General features: G+C 59.6%; 12 protein-coding genes. 8 read left to right on the forward strand and 4 right to left on the reverse strand.

The genetic code is table 11. From position 1 onward, the window contains the following. Nucleotides 1-43: 43 nt before the first annotated feature. The 6 genes from BLU48_RS06865 to BLU48_RS06890 all read left to right on the forward strand — a co-directional run bounded on the left by BLU48_RS06865 (nt 44) and on the right by BLU48_RS06890 (nt 10,390). Nucleotides 44-1,771, forward strand: a complete 1,728-nt coding sequence (locus BLU48_RS06865; RefSeq protein ID WP_057024280.1) for an autotransporter assembly complex protein TamA — start codon at nt 44-46, stop codon at nt 1,769-1,771. Next, nucleotides 1,771-5,457, forward strand: coding sequence for a translocation/assembly module TamB domain-containing protein (locus BLU48_RS06870; protein WP_082636696.1), 3,687 nt, complete (start codon nt 1,771-1,773; stop codon nt 5,455-5,457). The genes BLU48_RS06865 and BLU48_RS06870 overlap by 1 nt, the downstream gene beginning before the upstream one ends. 267 nt (nt 5,458-5,724) lie before the next feature. Further along, complete coding sequence (locus BLU48_RS06875; RefSeq protein ID WP_057024282.1) at nt 5,725-6,198, forward strand: MarR family winged helix-turn-helix transcriptional regulator; 474 nt, start codon at nt 5,725-5,727, stop codon at nt 6,196-6,198. Next, entirely contained in the window at nt 6,195-7,646 is a 1,452-nt protein-coding gene (locus BLU48_RS06880; protein ID WP_057024283.1) for an efflux transporter outer membrane subunit, read from the forward strand. The genes BLU48_RS06875 and BLU48_RS06880 overlap by 4 nt, the downstream gene beginning before the upstream one ends. Nucleotides 7,647-7,661: 15 nt before the next feature. After that, nucleotides 7,662-8,861 (forward strand): HlyD family secretion protein, encoded by a 1,200-nt coding sequence (locus BLU48_RS06885; RefSeq protein WP_057024284.1) that lies wholly within the window; start codon nt 7,662-7,664, stop codon nt 8,859-8,861. Then, nucleotides 8,861-10,390, forward strand: a complete 1,530-nt coding sequence (locus BLU48_RS06890; RefSeq protein WP_046068674.1) for a DHA2 family efflux MFS transporter permease subunit — start codon at nt 8,861-8,863, stop codon at nt 10,388-10,390. Before BLU48_RS06885 ends, BLU48_RS06890 begins: the two co-directional genes overlap by 1 nt. Before the next feature lie 154 nt (nt 10,391-10,544). On the opposite strand, the gene lpxH is transcribed toward BLU48_RS06890, so the two are convergent. Together lpxH and BLU48_RS06900 are read right to left on the reverse strand one after the other, a co-directional pair. Continuing rightward, nucleotides 10,545-11,294: a UDP-2,3-diacylglucosamine diphosphatase gene (gene lpxH / locus BLU48_RS06895; RefSeq protein ID WP_057024285.1), complete on the reverse strand. Its 750-nt coding sequence runs from the start codon at nt 11,292-11,294 to the stop codon at nt 10,545-10,547. Continuing rightward, nucleotides 11,291-11,797 (reverse strand): peptidylprolyl isomerase, encoded by a 507-nt coding sequence (locus BLU48_RS06900; protein WP_057024286.1) that lies wholly within the window; start codon nt 11,795-11,797, stop codon nt 11,291-11,293. Before BLU48_RS06900 ends, lpxH begins: the two co-directional genes overlap by 4 nt. Nucleotides 11,798-12,058: 261 nt before the next feature. Here BLU48_RS06900 and BLU48_RS06905 point away from each other — a divergent pair, with 261 nt between their 5' ends. Continuing rightward, entirely contained in the window at nt 12,059-13,759 is a 1,701-nt protein-coding gene (locus BLU48_RS06905; RefSeq protein WP_057024287.1) for a glutamine--tRNA ligase/YqeY domain fusion protein, read from the forward strand. A 21-nt stretch (nt 13,760-13,780) separates the two neighbouring features. Continuing rightward, a complete protein-coding gene (cysS, locus tag BLU48_RS06910; RefSeq protein ID WP_057024288.1) occupies nt 13,781-15,163 on the forward strand; it encodes a cysteine--tRNA ligase in 1,383 nt (460 codons plus the stop codon). Between the two features lie 111 nt (nt 15,164-15,274). Here the strand turns inward: cysS and BLU48_RS06915 are convergent, their stop codons facing one another. Continuing rightward, nucleotides 15,275-16,636 carry a toxin-antitoxin system YwqK family antitoxin gene (locus tag BLU48_RS06915; protein WP_057024289.1) on the reverse strand — a complete coding sequence of 454 codons (1,362 nt, stop codon included), beginning with the start codon at nt 16,634-16,636 and terminating at the stop codon, nt 15,275-15,277. A gap of 446 nt (nt 16,637-17,082) precedes the next feature. After that, the gene (locus BLU48_RS06920) at nt 17,083-17,778 is read right to left on the reverse strand and encodes a Type 1 glutamine amidotransferase-like domain-containing protein (protein ID WP_057024290.1); all 696 of its coding nucleotides are present in this window, start codon (nt 17,776-17,778) and stop codon (nt 17,083-17,085) included. Nucleotides 17,779-17,830: the final 52 nt, after the last annotated feature.

Genomic DNA, 17,830 nt, shown 5'->3' on the forward strand with positions numbered 1-17,830 from the left:
CCGGGTTCAAAGACTCTCCCCAGCTCGTGTAGCATCCGCGCCTATGAAGTTTCCAGGAAGATTTACCAGCGGCTTGATTCTGCTGTTCACAAGCTGCGGCGCATTCGCGCAAAGCGAATTGGACGTGCGGGTCAAACCCTCAAACGACGCGTTGAAAGCCAACATCGAAGGCTATATCGGCGGGGTGGGCGATCGTGATGAAGAAGCCTTGCTGCGGTTCAGCCGCGGCGCCGAGGAGCAGGCGCGTAAAGCGGCCCAGGCCCTGGGCTACTATCAGCCACGGATCGCCAGTGATGTAAGGGGCGGGAAGAACCCGCGCCTGACGCTCACCATCGACTCCGGCGAACCGGTGCATCTGCGCGACGTGACCATTCGGGTCGATGGCCAGGCCGCGAGCCTCAAGGCTTTTCGCGTGCCTGCCAGCGACGACCTCAAATCCGGCGCGGTGCTCAACCACGGCCATTACGAAGACGCCAAGCGCCTGATCCAGAACCAGGCTTCGCGCTATGGTTTTTTCAGCGGGCGCTTTACCAGCCAGAAGCTGGCGGTGGACCCCCAGGCCGGCGTGGCCGATATCGAACTCATTTACGACAGCGGCCCGCGCTACAGCATGGGCAAGGTCAGTTTCAGCGGCGACACGCCTTTTGATGAAGAACTGCTGCAACGCATGGTGCCGTTCAACAGCGGCACGCCGTATGACTCCGAACTGATCGCCGAACTTAACCAGAACCTGCAAACCAGCGGCTTCTTCGAAGGCGTGAGGGTGGATGCCAGCCCCACCGCCGCGACCAATGATGTAATCCCGGTCGCCGTGCAGCTGGAAACCCGCAAGCCGCGCACCATGGGCCTGGGCCTGGGTTACTCCACCGACGTGGGCCCACGGGGCAAAGCCAACTGGACACGGCATTGGGTCAACCCCCAGGGCCATAGTTATGGTTGGGAAGCCGAGTTGTCGGCGCCCCGGCAGAACGTCGGCCTGTGGTACGACATCCCCCTCGACCCACCGCTCACCGACAAATTGCGCTTTGCCGGCGGCTATCAGAATGAAGAGATCGCCAATACCGACACCTTGAGCAAGCTGCTCACCATCGGCCCGGAATGGCACAGCAAATTGCCCAGCGGTTGGACGCGGGTGATTTCCCTCAAGTACCAGCGCGAAGAGTACCGCCTGGGCAATGACTCGGGCTTGAGCAACCTGGTGATGCCGGGGGTCAGTTATTCCTACCTGCGCAGCGACAACCGCATCGACCCGCACCATGGCTACCGGCTGATGTTCGACACCAAGGTCGCGAAGGAGGGCCTGGGGTCCGACACCAACCTGCTTTACGGCACGGCCACGATCAAGGGCCTGACCACCTTGTGGGACAACCATCGTTTCCTGGGTCGTGCGCAATTGGGTGGCAGTGCCACCAACGGCTACAAATCCGTGCCGCCGTCGTTACGCTTCTTTGCCGGTGGCGACCAGAGCGTGCGCGGATACGAGTACCAGACCCTGTCGCCCGAGAACGACCGCGGCGACCGCATCGGCGGCCGCTATATGGTGGCCTTGAGCGCCGAGTACCAATATTCCATCACCGACAAATGGCGCATCGCGACCTTTATCGACCAGGGCAACTCCTTCAATAACCTGGACTTCCCCAGCCTGAAAACCGGTGTGGGCGTTGGTGTGCGCTGGGTCTCGCCAGTCGGGCCGATTCGCCTTGACCTTGCCCATGCCCTCGAAGATCCGGGCGGCGTTCGATTGCACTTTTCCATGGGGCCTGAGCTGTGATGCGTGGTTTGAAAATAGCCGGGCTGGTGCTGGTCGCCATCCTCGCTTTGCTGTTGCTGGTGCTATGGTCGGTACTGGGTACCCAGGCGGGCAGTCGCTGGGCCTTGGGTCAGGTGCCGGGCTTGAGTGTGGAGCATTTCCAAGGCCGCCTGGGCGGGCAGTGGAGCGCCGATCATCTGTTGTGGCAGCAGGATGGCAGCCGCGTCGAGTTGAAGGCGCCGAAATTCAACTGGTCCCCCGGTTGTCTGTTACGCATGACCCTGTGCATCAACCAGCTGGATGTGGAGCAAGTCAGCCTGGAATTCGCACCCAGCGCCGAAGAGAGCAGCAGCGAGCCGATTCAACTGCCCGAACTGAAATTACCGGTTGCCGTACAGTTAGGCGACGTTCGCGTCGGTAGCCTGATTTTTAACGGCAGTGAAGAACTCAACAGCCTGCAGCTGGCGGCGCACTGGACTGCCATGGGCCTGCGTATCGACTCGGTGCACTTGCAGCGCGACGGCCTGGTGCTGGACCTTGCCGGTCTGCTGCAACCCAGCGGCGATTGGCCGCTGAAGGCCAGCGGCAACCTGAGCCTGCCCTACGCCCCAGGCGGTGCACTCTGGACGGTTGCGCTCAAGCTCGACGGCGACCTGCTCAAGACCCTCAAGCTCGACGCCGACAGTAGCGGCTACCTGCCGGCCAAGCTCAGCGGCGAACTGCAACCCCTGGTGGAAAACCTGCCGGCGCAGTTGCACATCACCTCCGAGGCCTTCAAGCCCAGCGCGGATCTGCCTGACACCCTGCAACTCAACCAACTGGACCTGAGTGCCGAGGGCGACCTGAAAAGCGGCTACCGGTTAGTGGGCAAGGCCGTGCTGCCGGCGGAAAAAGGCCCGGTGGACTTGCAGCTGCAAGGCAAGGTCGACGCCAAGGGCGCGCAGATCGCCGGCCTGGATTTGAATGCCGGCGACAAGCAAAGCCTCAAGCTCAGTGCCAACCTCGACTGGCAACAAGGCTTTAGTGCTGACGCCAGGATCGACTGGCTGGACTTCCCCTGGCACCGCCTGTATCCCGTGATCGATGAGCCGCAGGTTGCATTGCGCACCTTCAACGGAGAAATCTCTTATAAGGACGGCAATTACCTCGGCAACCTCAAGGCCGACCTCGACGGCCCGGCCGGCAAATTCAATCTGGTCACGCCCTTCAGTGGCGACCTCAAGCAAGTCTTCCTGCCCGAGTTGAAGCTGACCGCCGGCCAAGGCAAGGCCGAAGGCCACCTGAACCTGCAATTTGCCGACGGTATTGCCTGGGATACGGCGCTGGACCTGTCGGCCCTGAACCCGGCGTACTGGGTCGCCGAGTTACCCGGCACCCTGGCCGGGCCGCTGCGCAGCAAAGGCGAGTTCAAAAATGATCAGCTCAAGCTCAACGCCGACCTCGACCTCAAGGGTCGTCTGCGTGGACAGACGGCGGTGCTGGCGGCCAAGGCCGAAGGTGCCGGGGAACAATGGACCCTGGCCAACCTGGATATCCGCCTCGGTGACAACCGCATCAACGGCAGCGGCAGCCTGCAACAACGCCTGGCCGGGCAGATCGACATCAAGCTGACGCGCCTGGCCCAGCTCTGGCCGCAACTGCGCGGGCAAATCAATGGCCGCGTCGATGTGGCCGGCACCTTGAAAGCCCCCCAAGGCAAGCTCGACCTCAAGGGCCAGCAGTTGGCATTTGCCGACAACCGCCTGCAAACCCTCAACCTCGACGCCAACCTCGATAACGCCCAGCGCGCCAGGCTCGACCTCAAGGCCAGTGGCATTCAGGCCGGCGAAACCCAGGTCGGCAACCTCACTGCCAGCGCCCAGGGCGATATCAAGAACCAGAAGGTCCAGTTGGACCTCGCCGGCCCACTGCTCAAGCTGGCCCTGGCGTTGGATGGCAACCTCGACAAAGGCAACTGGCGCGGGCGTCTGGCCAGCGGTGATGTACAAGCCGGCGGCCAGGACTGGCGCCTGCAAGCCCCGGCGAAGATCGAGCGCCTGGCCGATGGCAAGCTGACCTTCGGCGCGCACTGCTGGGTCTCCGGCCCCGCCAGCCTGTGTGGCGAAGACCAGCGCCTGATGCCCGAGCCGAAGCTGCGCTACCACCTCAAGCAATTCCCCATCGACAGCCTCGCGGCATTCTTGCCCAAAGACTTCGCCTGGCAGGGCAAGCTCAACGCTGACGTACAACTCGATTTGCCACAGAGCGGCCCCAAGGGCGTGGTGTCGGTGGATGCCAGCGGTGGCACCCTGCGCGTGCGCGACAAGGGCCAGTGGTTGGATTTTCCCTACGACACTTTGAAGCTGGAAACCACCCTTAACCCCAAGCGCATCGACACCCAGCTCAACTTCCATGGCGGCAAGCTCGGTGAGTTGCTGTTGCAGGCGCAGATCAACCCGCTGCCGAGCAACAAGCCGATTACCGGCAATTTCAGCCTCACGGGCCTGGACCTCGCCGTGGCGCGGCCCTTTGTGCCGATGGTGGAAACGCTCAACGGCAAGCTCAACGGCAGTGGTCGCATTTCTGGCGGTTTGCTCGCACCCCTGGTCAACGGCAACCTCAACCTGGTGGACGGCGAAGTCTCCGGGCCAGAACTGCCCATCAGCCTCGAGGGCCTGAACCTGCAGGCGCAGATCGCCGGCGAAAGCGTGCAGCTCAACGGTGGCTGGCACAGCGGCAAGGCCGGGCAGGGCAGTCTCAAGGGCCAGATCGACTGGGGCCGCGCGCTGGTGGTTGATCTCAACCTCAAGGGCTCGCAACTGCCGGTGACGGTGGAGCCCTATGCCAAGCTGGAAGTGGCGCCCGACCTGAAGATCAGCCTCAAGCACGACAAGCTGGCGATTGCCGGCAAGGTCCATATCCCCCGTGGCGATATCACCGTGCGGGAACTGCCGCCGTCGACGGTCAAGGTCTCCGATGACACGGTGATCATCGGCAGCCAGACCGAAGAGGGCAAGCCGCCGATGGCCATGGCCATGGATATCGACGTGGAGGTGGGTGAAGACCAGCTCAACTTCGCCGGCTTCGGCCTCACCGCCAAGGTCCAGGGCCATGTGCATATCGGCGACAACATGGATACCCGTGGCGAACTGTGGCTCAACGACGGTCGCTACCGCGCCTACGGCCAGCGCCTCAACGTGCGCCGTGCGCGGCTGCTGTTCGCCGGGCCGCTGGACCAGCCGTTCCTGGATATCGAGGCGGTACGCATCGTCACCGAATCCAGCCGCACGGTCACCGCAGGTATTCGTCTCAGTGGCAGCGCCGAACAACCGACCACGCAGATCTTCTCCGAACCGGCCATGGCCCAGGAAGACGCGCTGTCGTACCTGGTACTGGGGCGCTCGCGCACCAACACCGGCGAAGACAACAACATGCTCGCCGAAGCCGCCCTGGGCCTGGGTTTGATGGGCAGTGCCGGCGTGACTACGGATATTGCCAACAAACTGGGTATCCAGGACTTCGACCTCGACACCCAGGGCACCGGTAACAGCACCGCCGTGGTAGCCAGCGGCAAGATCAACGAGAAGCTCAGTTTGCGTTATGGGGTAGGGGTGTTCGAGCCGGCCAATACCATTGCCTTGCGTTATTTGCTCAGCAAGAAGGTGTACCTGGAAGTCGCCACGGGCGTAGCCAGTTCCCTGGATATCTTCTACAAGCGCGATTTCTGATCGGTACGCGGTAAAAAAATGTGGGAGGGGCGGTGCGACGATTCGACTTGCTCCCGATAGCGATCGGTCAGCTACAAACAAGTTGACTGACATACCGCTATCGGGAGCAAGTCGAATCGTCGCACCGCCCCTCCCACATTGGTTTTTATTTCACTCCAGCCTTCAGCCAACTACCAAGCAACCTAATAATTCCATTTGACATTCGCTGCCTAAGCAGTAACATCTCGTCACACATTCACTGCCTAGGCAGTAATAAGGTGACTTTCGATGCCTCACTTCACCCCCGATAACTTCCACAATTGCCACCTCGGCCTGTTGCTGGGTCGCGCCGCGATTCTCAAGGACCGCATCATCGACACCCATATGGAACCCCACGGCATCACCGCCGCGCAGTTCAAGGTGTTGATCATCATGGCCCAGTTCGGCGTCGACACCCCGGCCGAGCTGTGCCGCAACCTGTCCCTGGACAGCGGCTCGATGACGCGCATGCTCGACCGGCTGGAGCAAAAAGACTTACTCAGCCGCAAGCGCTCCGAGCTGGACCGCCGTCAGGTGCAGCTGGTGCTGACCGCCGGCGGCCAGCGTCTGGCGGACATGCTGCCGCAGATCGGCGCCCAGGCCCTCAACCAGCTGGCCGGCGTACTCGAGGCGGGTGAGCTGGAAACCCTGGAGCGGATCCTGAAGAAAATGCTCATCGCTGCGGGTGACCCCATCACTATCCAGCGGGTAGGTAAATCATGAACACACGTGCATTCAGCCTGGTGCTGGCGGCGATGACGTTGGCCGGTTGCGCCAATTACAGCGGTCTCGACACACAAGGCCAGCGCCTCGACGCCAACACCCTGCAAACCGGTAAATCCCTCAGCGGTGTGACGCTGTCGAATGCCGCCTGGCCGGCCGCCGACTGGTGGAAAAGCCTTGGCGACCCACAGCTCGACAGCCTGATCGCCGAAGCCCTGCAAAACAGCCCCGACATGCAAGTCGCCGACGCCCGTGCCCATCAGGCCGAGGCCGCCGCCTATGCCGCCAACGCTGCGCGCATGCCGACCCTGGATGCCAGCGCCGGCGTCAGTCGATCACGCCTGGCCAAGGACCAGGACCCTCGCGGGCAGGGCGATGCGTACTCGACGGTGCGTAACATCGGCGCCAGCTTCAATTACAACTTTGACCTGTGGGGTGGCCAGCGCGCTGCCTGGGAAGCCGCCCTGGGCGAGGCCCGCGCCGCAGAAGTCGACCAACAGGCCGCACGGCTGACCCTGGCCGCCAACGTGGCCAAGGCCTACAGCGACCTGGGCCAGGCGCATATCGTGCGGGACCTGGCGGTCGACGACCTCAAGCGCACCCGCCAGATGCTCGACCTGAGCAAGCGCCGCCTGAGTTCCGGCATCGACAGTGAATATCAATACCAGCAGACCGAGAGCCTGGAAGCCAGCTCCCAGTCGCAACTGATCGACGCGGAAAAACAACTGCAAAGCGCCAAGATCGCCCTGGCGGTGTTGCTCGGCAAAGGCCCGGATCGGGGTAGCGAGTTGGCCCGTCCGGCGGTGCTCAAACCCAGCGCCGTCGCCGTGCCTTCGGTATTGCCCGCCGAGCTGCTCGGCCGTCGTCCCGACCTGGTTGCCGCACGTTGGCGGGTAGAAGCGGCGAGCAAGAACATCGACGCAAGCAAGACCCGCTTCTACCCCAACCTCAACCTCAGCGCGAGCGCCGGGGCCGAGTCGTTGCTGGGGGACGCGATGTTCGGTTCGGCCAGTCGTTTCTTCAACATTGCACCGACGATTTCGCTGCCGATTTTCGACGGCGGCCGCCTGCGTGCCGACCTCGATGCCCGCGACGCCGATTACGACCTGGCCGTGGCCCAGTACAACAAGACCCTGGTGCAAGCCTTGGGCGATATCGGCACCACCCTTTCGCAGCTGCGCGACACCGGGCGGCAGATCCAGGCCCAGCAACATGCCGCCGACATCGCCCAGCAGTCCTACGACACCGGGGTGCAACGCTACAGCTCAGGCATCGGCAACTACCTGGATGTGCTCAGCATCGAGCAGCAATTGCTGCAGGCCCAGCGTCAGCTGGCGACCTTGAATGCCGCGCAGATCGATCTGTCGATTCAACTGATGCAGGCCCTGGGTGGCGGGTACAACGCCAACAACGTGGCCGCGACCACCCCAGCTACACGCACGGAATAATTTGAGGTATTTGTCATGGCCACTGCCGACAGCAACAACGCAACTGAACAACCCAAAGACACCAACCCACGTAAACGCAAAGTCATGCTGATCGGCCTGGCGCTGATCGTCATCCTCGGTGCCCTGGGTGTGTGGGGCTGGTACGAGTTCTACGGGCGCTTCAATGAAAGCACGGACGACGCCTATGTGAACGGCAACGTGGTGGAAATCACCCCGCTGGTCACCGGCACCGTGGTCAGCATCGGCGCCGACGATGGCGACCTGGTGCACGAAGGTCAGGTGCTGATCAACTTCGACCCCAACGATGCTGCCGTCGGCCTGCAAAGTGCCCAGGCCAACCTGGCGCGCACCGTGCGCCAGGTGCGCGGCTTGTACAGCAACGTCGATGGCATGAAAGCCCAGGTCAATGCACAGAAAGCCGACGTGCAAACTGCCCAGGACAACTACAACCGGCGCAAGACCCTGGCCCAGGGCGGCGCGATCTCCCAGGAAGAACTGTCTCACGCCCGCGACAGCCTGACCGCGGCCAAGAACGCCTTGACCAACCTTGAGCAACAACTGAAAACCACCAATGCCCTAGTGGATGACACGGTGATTTCGTCGCACCCCGACGTGCAAGCTGCCGCCGCGCAATTGCGTCAGGCGTACCTGGCCAATGCGCGCAGCACCTTGATCGCGCCGGTCACCGGCTATGTGGCCAAGCGCACCGTGCAACTGGGCCAACGCGTGCAGCCGGGTACCGCGCTGATGGCGGTGATCCCGCTGGACCAGCTGTGGATTGATGCCAACTTCAAGGAAACCCAACTGCGCGACATGCGTATCGGCCAGCCGGTGGATATCGAGTCGGACATCTACGGCAGCGACGTGAAGTACAGCGGTACCGTCGACAGCCTCGGTGCCGGCACCGGCAGTGCATTCGCCCTGTTGCCGGCGCAGAACGCCACTGGTAACTGGATCAAGATCGTGCAACGGGTGCCGGTGCGCATCCATATCAACGCCGAAGAGTTGGCCAAGCACCCGCTGCGGGTGGGCCTGAGTACCGTGGTGAATGTGGACCTGCACGACCAGAGCGGCCCGGTGCTGGCGCAACAGGCGCCGCAAAAGGCGTCGTTCACCACCAACGTGTATGAGCGCCAGTTGGCCGAGGCCGATGCCATGATCAATCAGTTGATCCATGACAACAGCGTCGCCGCTCCCAAGGCTGCGCAACGCTGATGAGCAATAACGCCTCATTCACGCCACCCAGCCTGTTGATGGCCACTATTGGCCTGTCGCTGGCGACCTTCATGCAGGTGCTCGACACCACCATCGCCAACGTGGCATTGCCGACCATTTCCGGCAACCTGGGCGTGAGTTCGGAGCAGGGCACCTGGGTCATTACTTCGTTCGCGGTGAGCAATGCCATTGCCTTGCCGCTCACCGGCTGGTTGAGCCGACGCTTCGGCGAGGTGAAGCTGTTCCTGTGGGCGACCATCCTGTTTGTGCTGGCGTCGTTCCTCTGCGGCATCTCCACCTCGATGCCCGAGTTGATTGGCTTTCGGGTGCTGCAAGGCTTGGTCGCCGGGCCGTTGTACCCGATGACGCAGACGCTGTTGATCGCGGTCTACCCGCCCGCCAAGCGCGGCATGGCCCTGGCGTTATTGGCGATGGTCACGGTGGTGGCGCCGATTGCCGGGCCGATCCTCGGCGGCTGGATCACCGACAGCTACAGCTGGCCGTGGATCTTCTTTATCAACGTGCCCATCGGTATCTTTGCGGTGATGGTGGTGCGTGCGCAGCTGAAAAAGCGCCCGGTGGTCACCAGCTATCAGCCGATGGACTACGTTGGGCTGCTGAGCCTGATTGTCGGGGTCGGCGCCTTGCAGATTATCCTCGACAAGGGCAACGACCTGGACTGGTTCGAATCCAACTTCATCATCATCGGTGCGGTGATCTCGGTGATTGCCCTGGCGGTGTTTGTCATCTGGGAAATGACCGACAAGCACCCGGTGGTCAACCTGCGGCTGTTCGCGCACCGTAACTTCCGCATTGGCACCATCGTGTTGATCCTCGGCTACGCGGGCTTTTTCGGTATCAACCTGATCCTGCCGCAGTGGCTGCAGACCCAGATGGGCTACACCGCCACCTGGGCCGGGCTGGCGGTGGCACCGATCGGTATCCTGCCGGTGCTGATGTCGCCGTTCGTAGGCAAGTACGCGCACAAGTTCGACCTGCGCCTGCTGGCGGGCCTGGCATTCTTGGCGATTGGCTTGAGCTGCTTCATGCGCGCAGGCTTCACCAACGAAGTGGACTTCACCCACATCGCCCTGGTGCAGCTGTTCATGGGCATTGGCGTGGCGCTGTTCTTCATGCCGACCCTGAGCATCCTGATGTCCGACCTGCCGCCGCACCAGATTGCCGACGGCGCCGGGCTGGCGACTTTCCTGCGTACCTTGGGCGGCAGCTTCGCGGCCTCGCTGACCACCTGGATCTGGATCCGCCGCGCCGACCAGCACCATGCCTACATGAGCGAGAGCATGACCCCCTACGACTCGGCGACCCGTGATGCCATCCAGGCGCTCGGTGGAGCAGGGCAGAAGGCTTACGCGCAACTGGACCAGGTCCTCACCAGCCAGGCGTACATGATGTCCACCGTGGATTACTTCACGTTGCTGGGGTGGATGTTCATGGGCTTGATGTTGCTGGTGTGGCTGGCCAAACCACCGTTTACGGCGAAGGCAGGGCCAGCAGCCTCGGGCCACTGATAGCCAAGGCTGAAATGCAATCAAACTGTGGGAGGGGGCTTGCTCCCGATGGCGGAGGGTCAGTCAACACATCTGATACTGACCCACCGCCATCGGGAGCAAGCCCCCTCCCACAGTTTAATCTCTGTTCACATTGAGCAGTGGTGTTTGAGAATCAGGCGCCAGGCAAGGCCAACTGCGGGTTGACGAAGTCAAACGCCGCCAGTTGAAATCCTTGCTCATCCACCTGCAACGCCCAGCCCTGTTTGTCCCAGTCCCCCAGCACAATACGCTTGGCCGCCTGGTCGCCAATCTGCAACTTGTGGATCGCCGGGCGGTGGGTGTGGCCGTGGACCAGGGTGTGCACGCCGAACTGCTGCATCACCCGCGGCACTTCTTCGGGGGTGACATCGACAATATCGTTGGCCTTCATGCGCACTTGGGCAGAGCTTTCACTGCGCAGCTTGCGCGCCAGCCTGTGGCGTGTGCCCAAAGGCAGGTGACGCAGGATAAACAACACAATCGGGTTACGCAGGATGCGCCGCAGCTTCATATAGCCAAGGTCGCGGGTGCAGAGGCTGTCGCCGTGCATCAGCAGCACAGGCTCGCCATACAATTGCACGACACTCGGGTCCTTGAGCAAGGTGGCGCCTGCCGCTTTGCAGAACGCCTTGCCGATCAGGAAATCGCGGTTGCCATGCATGATGAAAATCGGGGTGCCGCTGTCGCTCAGTTCACGCAACGCCGCACAGATGGAACGCTGGAAGGGGGTCATGCCATCGTCGCCAATCCAGGCTTCAAAGAAGTCCCCCAGAATGTACAACGCCTGGGCGCCACGGGCGCGGCCGTGGAGCAGATCCAGAAACGCCCGGGTAATATCCGGGCGTTCCTCTTCCAGATGCAAGTCTGAAATCAGCAATATCACGCTTCGATGATCTCGGCTTTCTCGATGATCACGTCTTCTGCTGGAACGTCCTGGTGACCGGCCTTGGACGTGGTGGACACGCCTTTGATCTTGTCGACAACGTCAGTACCTGCGGTGACTTTACCGAATACGGCATAACCCCAGCCCTGCACATTCTTGCCGCTGTGGTTGAGGAAGTTGTTGTCGGCGACGTTGATGAAGAACTGCGCGGAGGCCGAATGCGGCTCCATGGTACGCGCCATGGCGACGGTGTACTTGTCGTTGGAAAGGCCGTTGTCCGCTTCGTTCTGGATGCTTGGGCGCTTGTCTTTCTTTTCTTTCATGCCAGGCTCGAAACCGCCGCCCTGGATCATGAAGTTACCGATGACACGGTGAAAAACGGTGTTTTCGTAGTGGCCGGCTTTCACGTATTCGATGAAGTTGGCGACGGTGATCGGCGCTTTCTCGGTGTTCAGCTCGATGACGATGTCACCGTGGTTGGTGGTCAGTTTGACTTGAGTCATGTTCACTACTCTTTTCAGGGAATTCGTGGGTTTGGACGCCTGGGCGCCACGACCGGTTTGGCGAAACTTGGGCCAAGACGCGCAGTTTAGCGTGCCTTGCAGGAATTTCGAGGTGGTTTTTTACCGCGCTTGTCATTAAAGCAGCAATTAAAGCAGCAGTTTTCGACCGCGCTCTGTCAGGTGGTTGACAGCTTCGGCTATGATAAGCCCTTTGTTTTATCTGGCCTGACCCGGCCACGAACCTGTCTGTTCAAGGATCCTATGAGCAAGCCCACTGTCGACCCTACCTCGAACTCCAAGGCCGGACCTGCCGTCCCGGTCAACTTCCTGCGCCCGATCATCCAGGCGGACCTGGATTCGGGCAAGCACACGCAGATCGTCACCCGCTTCCCGCCAGAGCCCAACGGCTACCTGCACATCGGCCACGCCAAGTCGATCTGTGTGAACTTCGGCCTGGCCCAGGAGTTCGGTGGCGTCACGCACCTGCGTTTCGACGACACCAACCCGGCCAAGGAAGACCAGGAATACATCGACGCCATCGAAAGCGACATCAAGTGGCTGGGCTTCGAGTGGTCCGGTGAAGTGCGCTACGCCTCCAAGTATTTCGACCAGTTGTTCGACTGGGCCGTCGAGCTGATCAAGGCTGGCAAGGCCTATGTGGACGACCTGACTCCGGAGCAGGCCAAGGAGTACCGTGGCACCCTGACCGAGCCAGGCAAGAACAGCCCGTTCCGCGACCGTTCGGTGGAAGAAAACCTGGACTGGTTCAACCGTATGCGCGCCGGTGAGTTCCCGGACGGCGCCCGCGTGCTGCGCGCCAAGATCGACATGGCCTCGCCGAACATGAACCTGCGCGACCCGATCATGTACCGCATTCGCCATGCCCACCACCACCAGACCGGTGACAAGTGGTGCATCTACCCCAACTACGACTTCACCCACGGCCAATCGGACGCCATCGAAGGCATCACCCACTCCATCTGCACCCTGGAGTTCGAAAGCCATCGCCCGCTGTACGAGTGGTTCCTGGACAGCCTGCCGGTGCCGGCGCACCCGCGCCAGTACGAGTTCAGCCGCCTGAACCTCAACTACACCATCACCAGCAAGCGCAAGCTCAAGCAACTGGTGGATGAAAAGCACGTGCATGGCTGGGACGACCCACGCATGTCGACCTTGTCGGGCTTCCGTCGTCGTGGCTATACCCCGGCGTCGATCCGTAATTTCTGTGAGATGGTCGGCACCAACCGTTCCGACGGCGTGGTCGACTACGGCATGCTGGAGTTCAGCATCCGCCAGGACCTCGACGCCAACGCCCCGCGCGCCATGTGCGTACTGCGCCCGTTGAAAGTCGTGATCACCAACTACCCGGAAGGCCAGGTCGAGAACCTCGAACTGCCGCGTCACCCACAGAAAGGAGAGCTGGGCGTGCGCAAATTGCCATTCGCCCGCGAAATCTACATCGACCGCGATGACTTCATGGAAGAGCCGCCCAAGGGCTACAAGCGCCTGGAGCCGAACGGCGAAGTGCGCCTGCGCGGCAGCTACGTGATCCGCGCTGACGAAGCGATCAAGGACGCCGATGGCAACATCGTCGAGCTGCGTTGCTCCTACGACCCGGACACCCTGGGCAAGAACCCTGAAGGCCGCAAGGTCAAGGGCGTGGTCCACTGGGTGCCGGCCGCCGCCAGCATCGAGTGCGAAGTGCGCCTGTACGATCGCCTGTTCCGTTCGCCGAACCCCGAGAAGGCTGAAGACAGCGCGAGCTTCCTCGACAACATCAACCCTGACTCCCTGCAAGTGCTCACTGGTTGTCGTGCCGAGCCATCGCTTGGCGACGCACAGCCGGAAGACCGTTTCCAGTTCGAGCGCGAAGGTTACTTCTGCGCGGATATCAAGGACTCGAAACCTGGTGCTCCGGTATTCAACCGTACCGTGACCTTGCGAGATTCGTGGGGCCAGTGATTAAGTCTTAAGGGAAACATCGTGCTAACGATCTACAACACGCTCAGCAAGACCAAAGAAGTCTTCAAGCCCCTGGATGGCAACAAGGTGCGCATGTACGTGTGCGGCATGACCGTGTACGACTACTGCCACATCGGCCACGGCCGCAGCATGGTGGCCTTCGACCTGGTGACCCGCTGGTTGCGTTTCAGCGGCTATGACTTGACCTATGTGCGCAACATCACCGACATCGACGACAAGATCATCAACCGCGCCAACGAAAACGGCGAGGCGTTCGACGCGCTGACCGAGCGCATGATCGCCGCCATGCACGAGGACGAGGCGCGCCTCAACATCCTCAAGCCCGACATGGAGCCGCGTGCCACGGACCATATCCCCGGCATGCACGCGATGATCCAGACCTTGATCGACAAGGGCTACGCCTACGCCCCAGGCAATGGCGACGTGTACTACCGCGTCGCCAAGTTCATGGGCTACGGTAAGCTGTCGCGCAAGAAGATCGAAGACCTGCGCATCGGCGCGCGCATCGAAGTCGACGAAGCCAAGCAGGATCCGCTCGATTTCGTGCTGTGGAAAGCCACCAAGCCGGGCGAGCCAAGCTGGGAGTCGCCTTGGGGTGCCGGGCGTCCGGGCTGGCACATCGAGTGCTCGGTGATGTCCACCTGCTGCCTGGGCGAGACCTTCGACATTCATGGCGGCGGCAGCGACCTGGAGTTCCCGCACCACGAAAACGAAATCGCCCAGAGCGAAGCCGCCACCGGCAAAACCTACGCCAACGCCTGGATGCACTGTGGCATGATCCGCATCAATGGCGAGAAGATGTCCAAGTCCTTGAACAACTTCTTCACCATCCGCGACGTGCTGGAAAAGTACCACCCGGAAGTGGTGCGTTACCTGCTGGTGTCCAGCCACTACCGCAGCGCCATCAACTACTCGGAAGACAACCTCAAGGACGCCAAGGGCGCCCTGGAGCGTTTCTACCACGCATTGAAAGGCTTACCTTGCGTGGATCCGGCCGGCGGCGAGGCGTTCGTGGCGCGCTTCACCGAAGTCATGAACGACGACTTCGGCACGCCGGAAGCCTGCGCGGTGCTGTTCGAGATGGTGCGTGAGATCAACCGCTTGCGTGAGACTGATCTCGACGCAGCGGCGGGCCTGGCGGCGCGCCTGAAAGAACTGGCGAGCGTGCTGGGTGTGTTGCAAATGGAAGCCGATGACTTCCTGCAAGCCGGTGCTGAAGGGCGTGTGGATGCGGCGCAAGTGGATGCGCTGATTCAGGCACGTTTGGCTGCTCGGGCTGGTAAAGACTGGGCGGAATCCGACCGTATCCGTGACCAACTGACCGCGATGGGTGTGGTGTTGGAAGACGGGAAGGGTGGGACGACGTGGCGGTTGGCTGACTGACCGTTGAAAGCTGCATGCTGAATAAAAAACGCCCCGACTGGTTCGGGGCGTTTTTTGCATATTGCTAAGTTTTTCGAATTAAACCTCTATTCGTGTCCAAGACCTGCATAGTCAGAGCGGAGGTCTCACCGAACACGGCTCTGAAATTTTTCCTGCTTGGTATTGGCAGTCTTCTATCAACGTCCCGTCTCGGCCCCACTGCCGTGATTGTCCGTTTCTCTCGCCGTGTGCGTATTCGGTAGAATAAAGTTGAGTTCCATCCTCAGACCAACCTTGCATCTTTCCATGAAGTTTTCCATCTTTATAGATTGAGTGCTTTCTTTTTTGTCCGTTGTCATACCATTCTATGTCGTCGCCTTGGCGGTTATGATTTTCGTCTTGTTCCCATTGACTGACTTTTATGCCGTCAATGTTCCATTCGTGGCTTATTCTAATGCGCTGATTTTTATAGAGTGTTTGTGATTCGGTCTCGCCGTTTGCGAAATATTTGACGTCCCAGCCATCCAACTGCCCACGGTCATAATCTTGTATATTTTTTAGTGTGCCGTCTTCATAGTAATAATTTGATATTCCTGAGCGACTGCCGTCTAAGTACTTTTCCATGGATTCAGGATTTCCGTTAGCGTACAGTTTGACTCTTGGGCCATTTAGCACTCCATTTACATAATGCTCACGGATCTTGATTTTTCCTGTCAGGTCGTAAGTTATGTACTCGCCGTCAGTGATAATTCCGTTATTGTAATTTATGGATTTTTCAATTTTTCCGTTTTTGTGGCGAACAATGCTTTTTCCTTCACGTTGCCCCTGCGCACTCATTTCAATAGAACTCGAAACCATGCCGTTGCTATGAAAGGTGCGGAATTTATGGATGAATTTGCTCGCAGCATAGTCTTCATTGTCGACGAATCCATCGGCCGCAATCTTCTTAGTTTTTTTATCGTAGATATATACTTTCCAGGCTTTTAGTTTTTGGTCATAAGTTTGGGGTTGCTCTATGAAAAAAAGACTGCGCGCAGCTGGAACGGGTCGGTAATTCTTGTCTAGGTACATTTTTCCATCAATTAGCACATCTGTGAGTGATCTGCATATTTCACCCGTGCAGGTAGCGAATTTGGTTGCCATCGGTATTTTTCGATCACAATCGTGATGTGTGATAAATAGTGCGGCTCCATCATCAGCGTATTTTTTGATTTTCTTAACTTCTGCTAGGAAATTTTCGACAGGAACGCCGATGGAGTCCGGTGTGATATGCAGTTTAGAAGTGCCACAACTGTGTTCTGTCGAAAGCGTCAGACGAACTGCCGCCATGAGCTTTACGCCGAAAGAGTCCGTGGTTTCTGTATCCATGTCGAGATAGGTTGCATTCATTTTTATATTTAGGATTGTCGATAAGTGAGTCTGTTCGGCTTGAGCGTATATTGCATTCGAGATGAGTGCTAGTGTCACTAAGAATTTCTTATATTCGAATTGCATCCCGATTGTCCATTAATTGACTTGTATAGAGAGGGTAAAGTTTTGGGTGGCGGCTGTGCGTGAATTCGATTTACGTTTGAGTGGAAGGTGTGCCCGCTAGAAACGCTCAATGGAGTATCGGGCACCAAAGAGAAGACTATGGGTCAATCGTTGACTACAAAGAAGAGAGGGTTTCTGGCGCGGACGTAGGATGTTTCTTTGGAAAATATGTCACGGTGCTTTACGTTGTTCGTGCTTGCGGGTGTTCAATAGCTGACGGTAAAAGGGGGGGCTACTTGTACCAACATAGCGGCATCCCTCATCACTTCTACCTTTGAACACCGTTCAATTTAGGGCTGCTTCTTTAGGTGGACACTGTGCGTCTAGAGTTTAACCGAGCTGCGAAACCCGGTCGCTGAATTGCAGCGACCGCCAAAGATTAGGCGGCCATTTTCTGAGCGGCAACCCTAAAGAGCTGTAGGGCGTTTCCTTGCAATGGGCTCCGAAGTGCTGCTGAGTTTATATGCACTACCAGTCGTGTAGTTATGAACAGTCGCGTGGTATTCACCGTTCTTGAAATGCAGGGCAACGCCATCATCCAGCGCGTAGGCGGGGTGTATGTTTTTAAGTCGAACCAGTTTAACAAACGAAGATTCTCTCCCCGCCTCTGAGCTGAAGTGCGGGCACAGCGCGCCAGGGAGAAAACCCAGCCCGTCGACCAGCGCATATACGCCGCCTGAGTCGGAATGCCCATGGTCGAACCAGCAGATGGCGCCGGCACTGACGCCGCAAAGCACTTTGCCGTGTTCCTGGGCTTGCTTCAAAAGGGCGGCCACGTCAAATTCACGCCAGATGGCCAGCAAGGCTCGGGTGTTGCCGCCGGCCACGTAGATGATGTCAGCCTGTTCAAACAGCGCGGCAACATGACCCGGGGCTGGAAAAGGCGGAATGAAAAACGTCAATGGCACAACGGTGCAGCCGGCGCTTTGGTATTTGAGCGTGAAGTCGGCAATCTTCGCACGATCATCGCCACTGGCGGTGGAGATATAGAGCACCGTGGGCTGGGTTTTGCCCGACAAAGCGACGATATGTTCGTCGATGCGGGTCATGCGCGTCATGTCTTCGCTGGACTCGCCGCCGATGACCATGATGTTTTTATCCATGGTGAACTCCTGTCTCAGCACAGCGGGCATACCCAGGTCTTAGGACATTTCC

It is taken from the genome of Pseudomonas synxantha, from assembly GCF_900105675.1.
Taxonomy (GTDB): domain Bacteria; phylum Pseudomonadota; class Gammaproteobacteria; order Pseudomonadales; family Pseudomonadaceae; genus Aquipseudomonas; species Aquipseudomonas synxantha.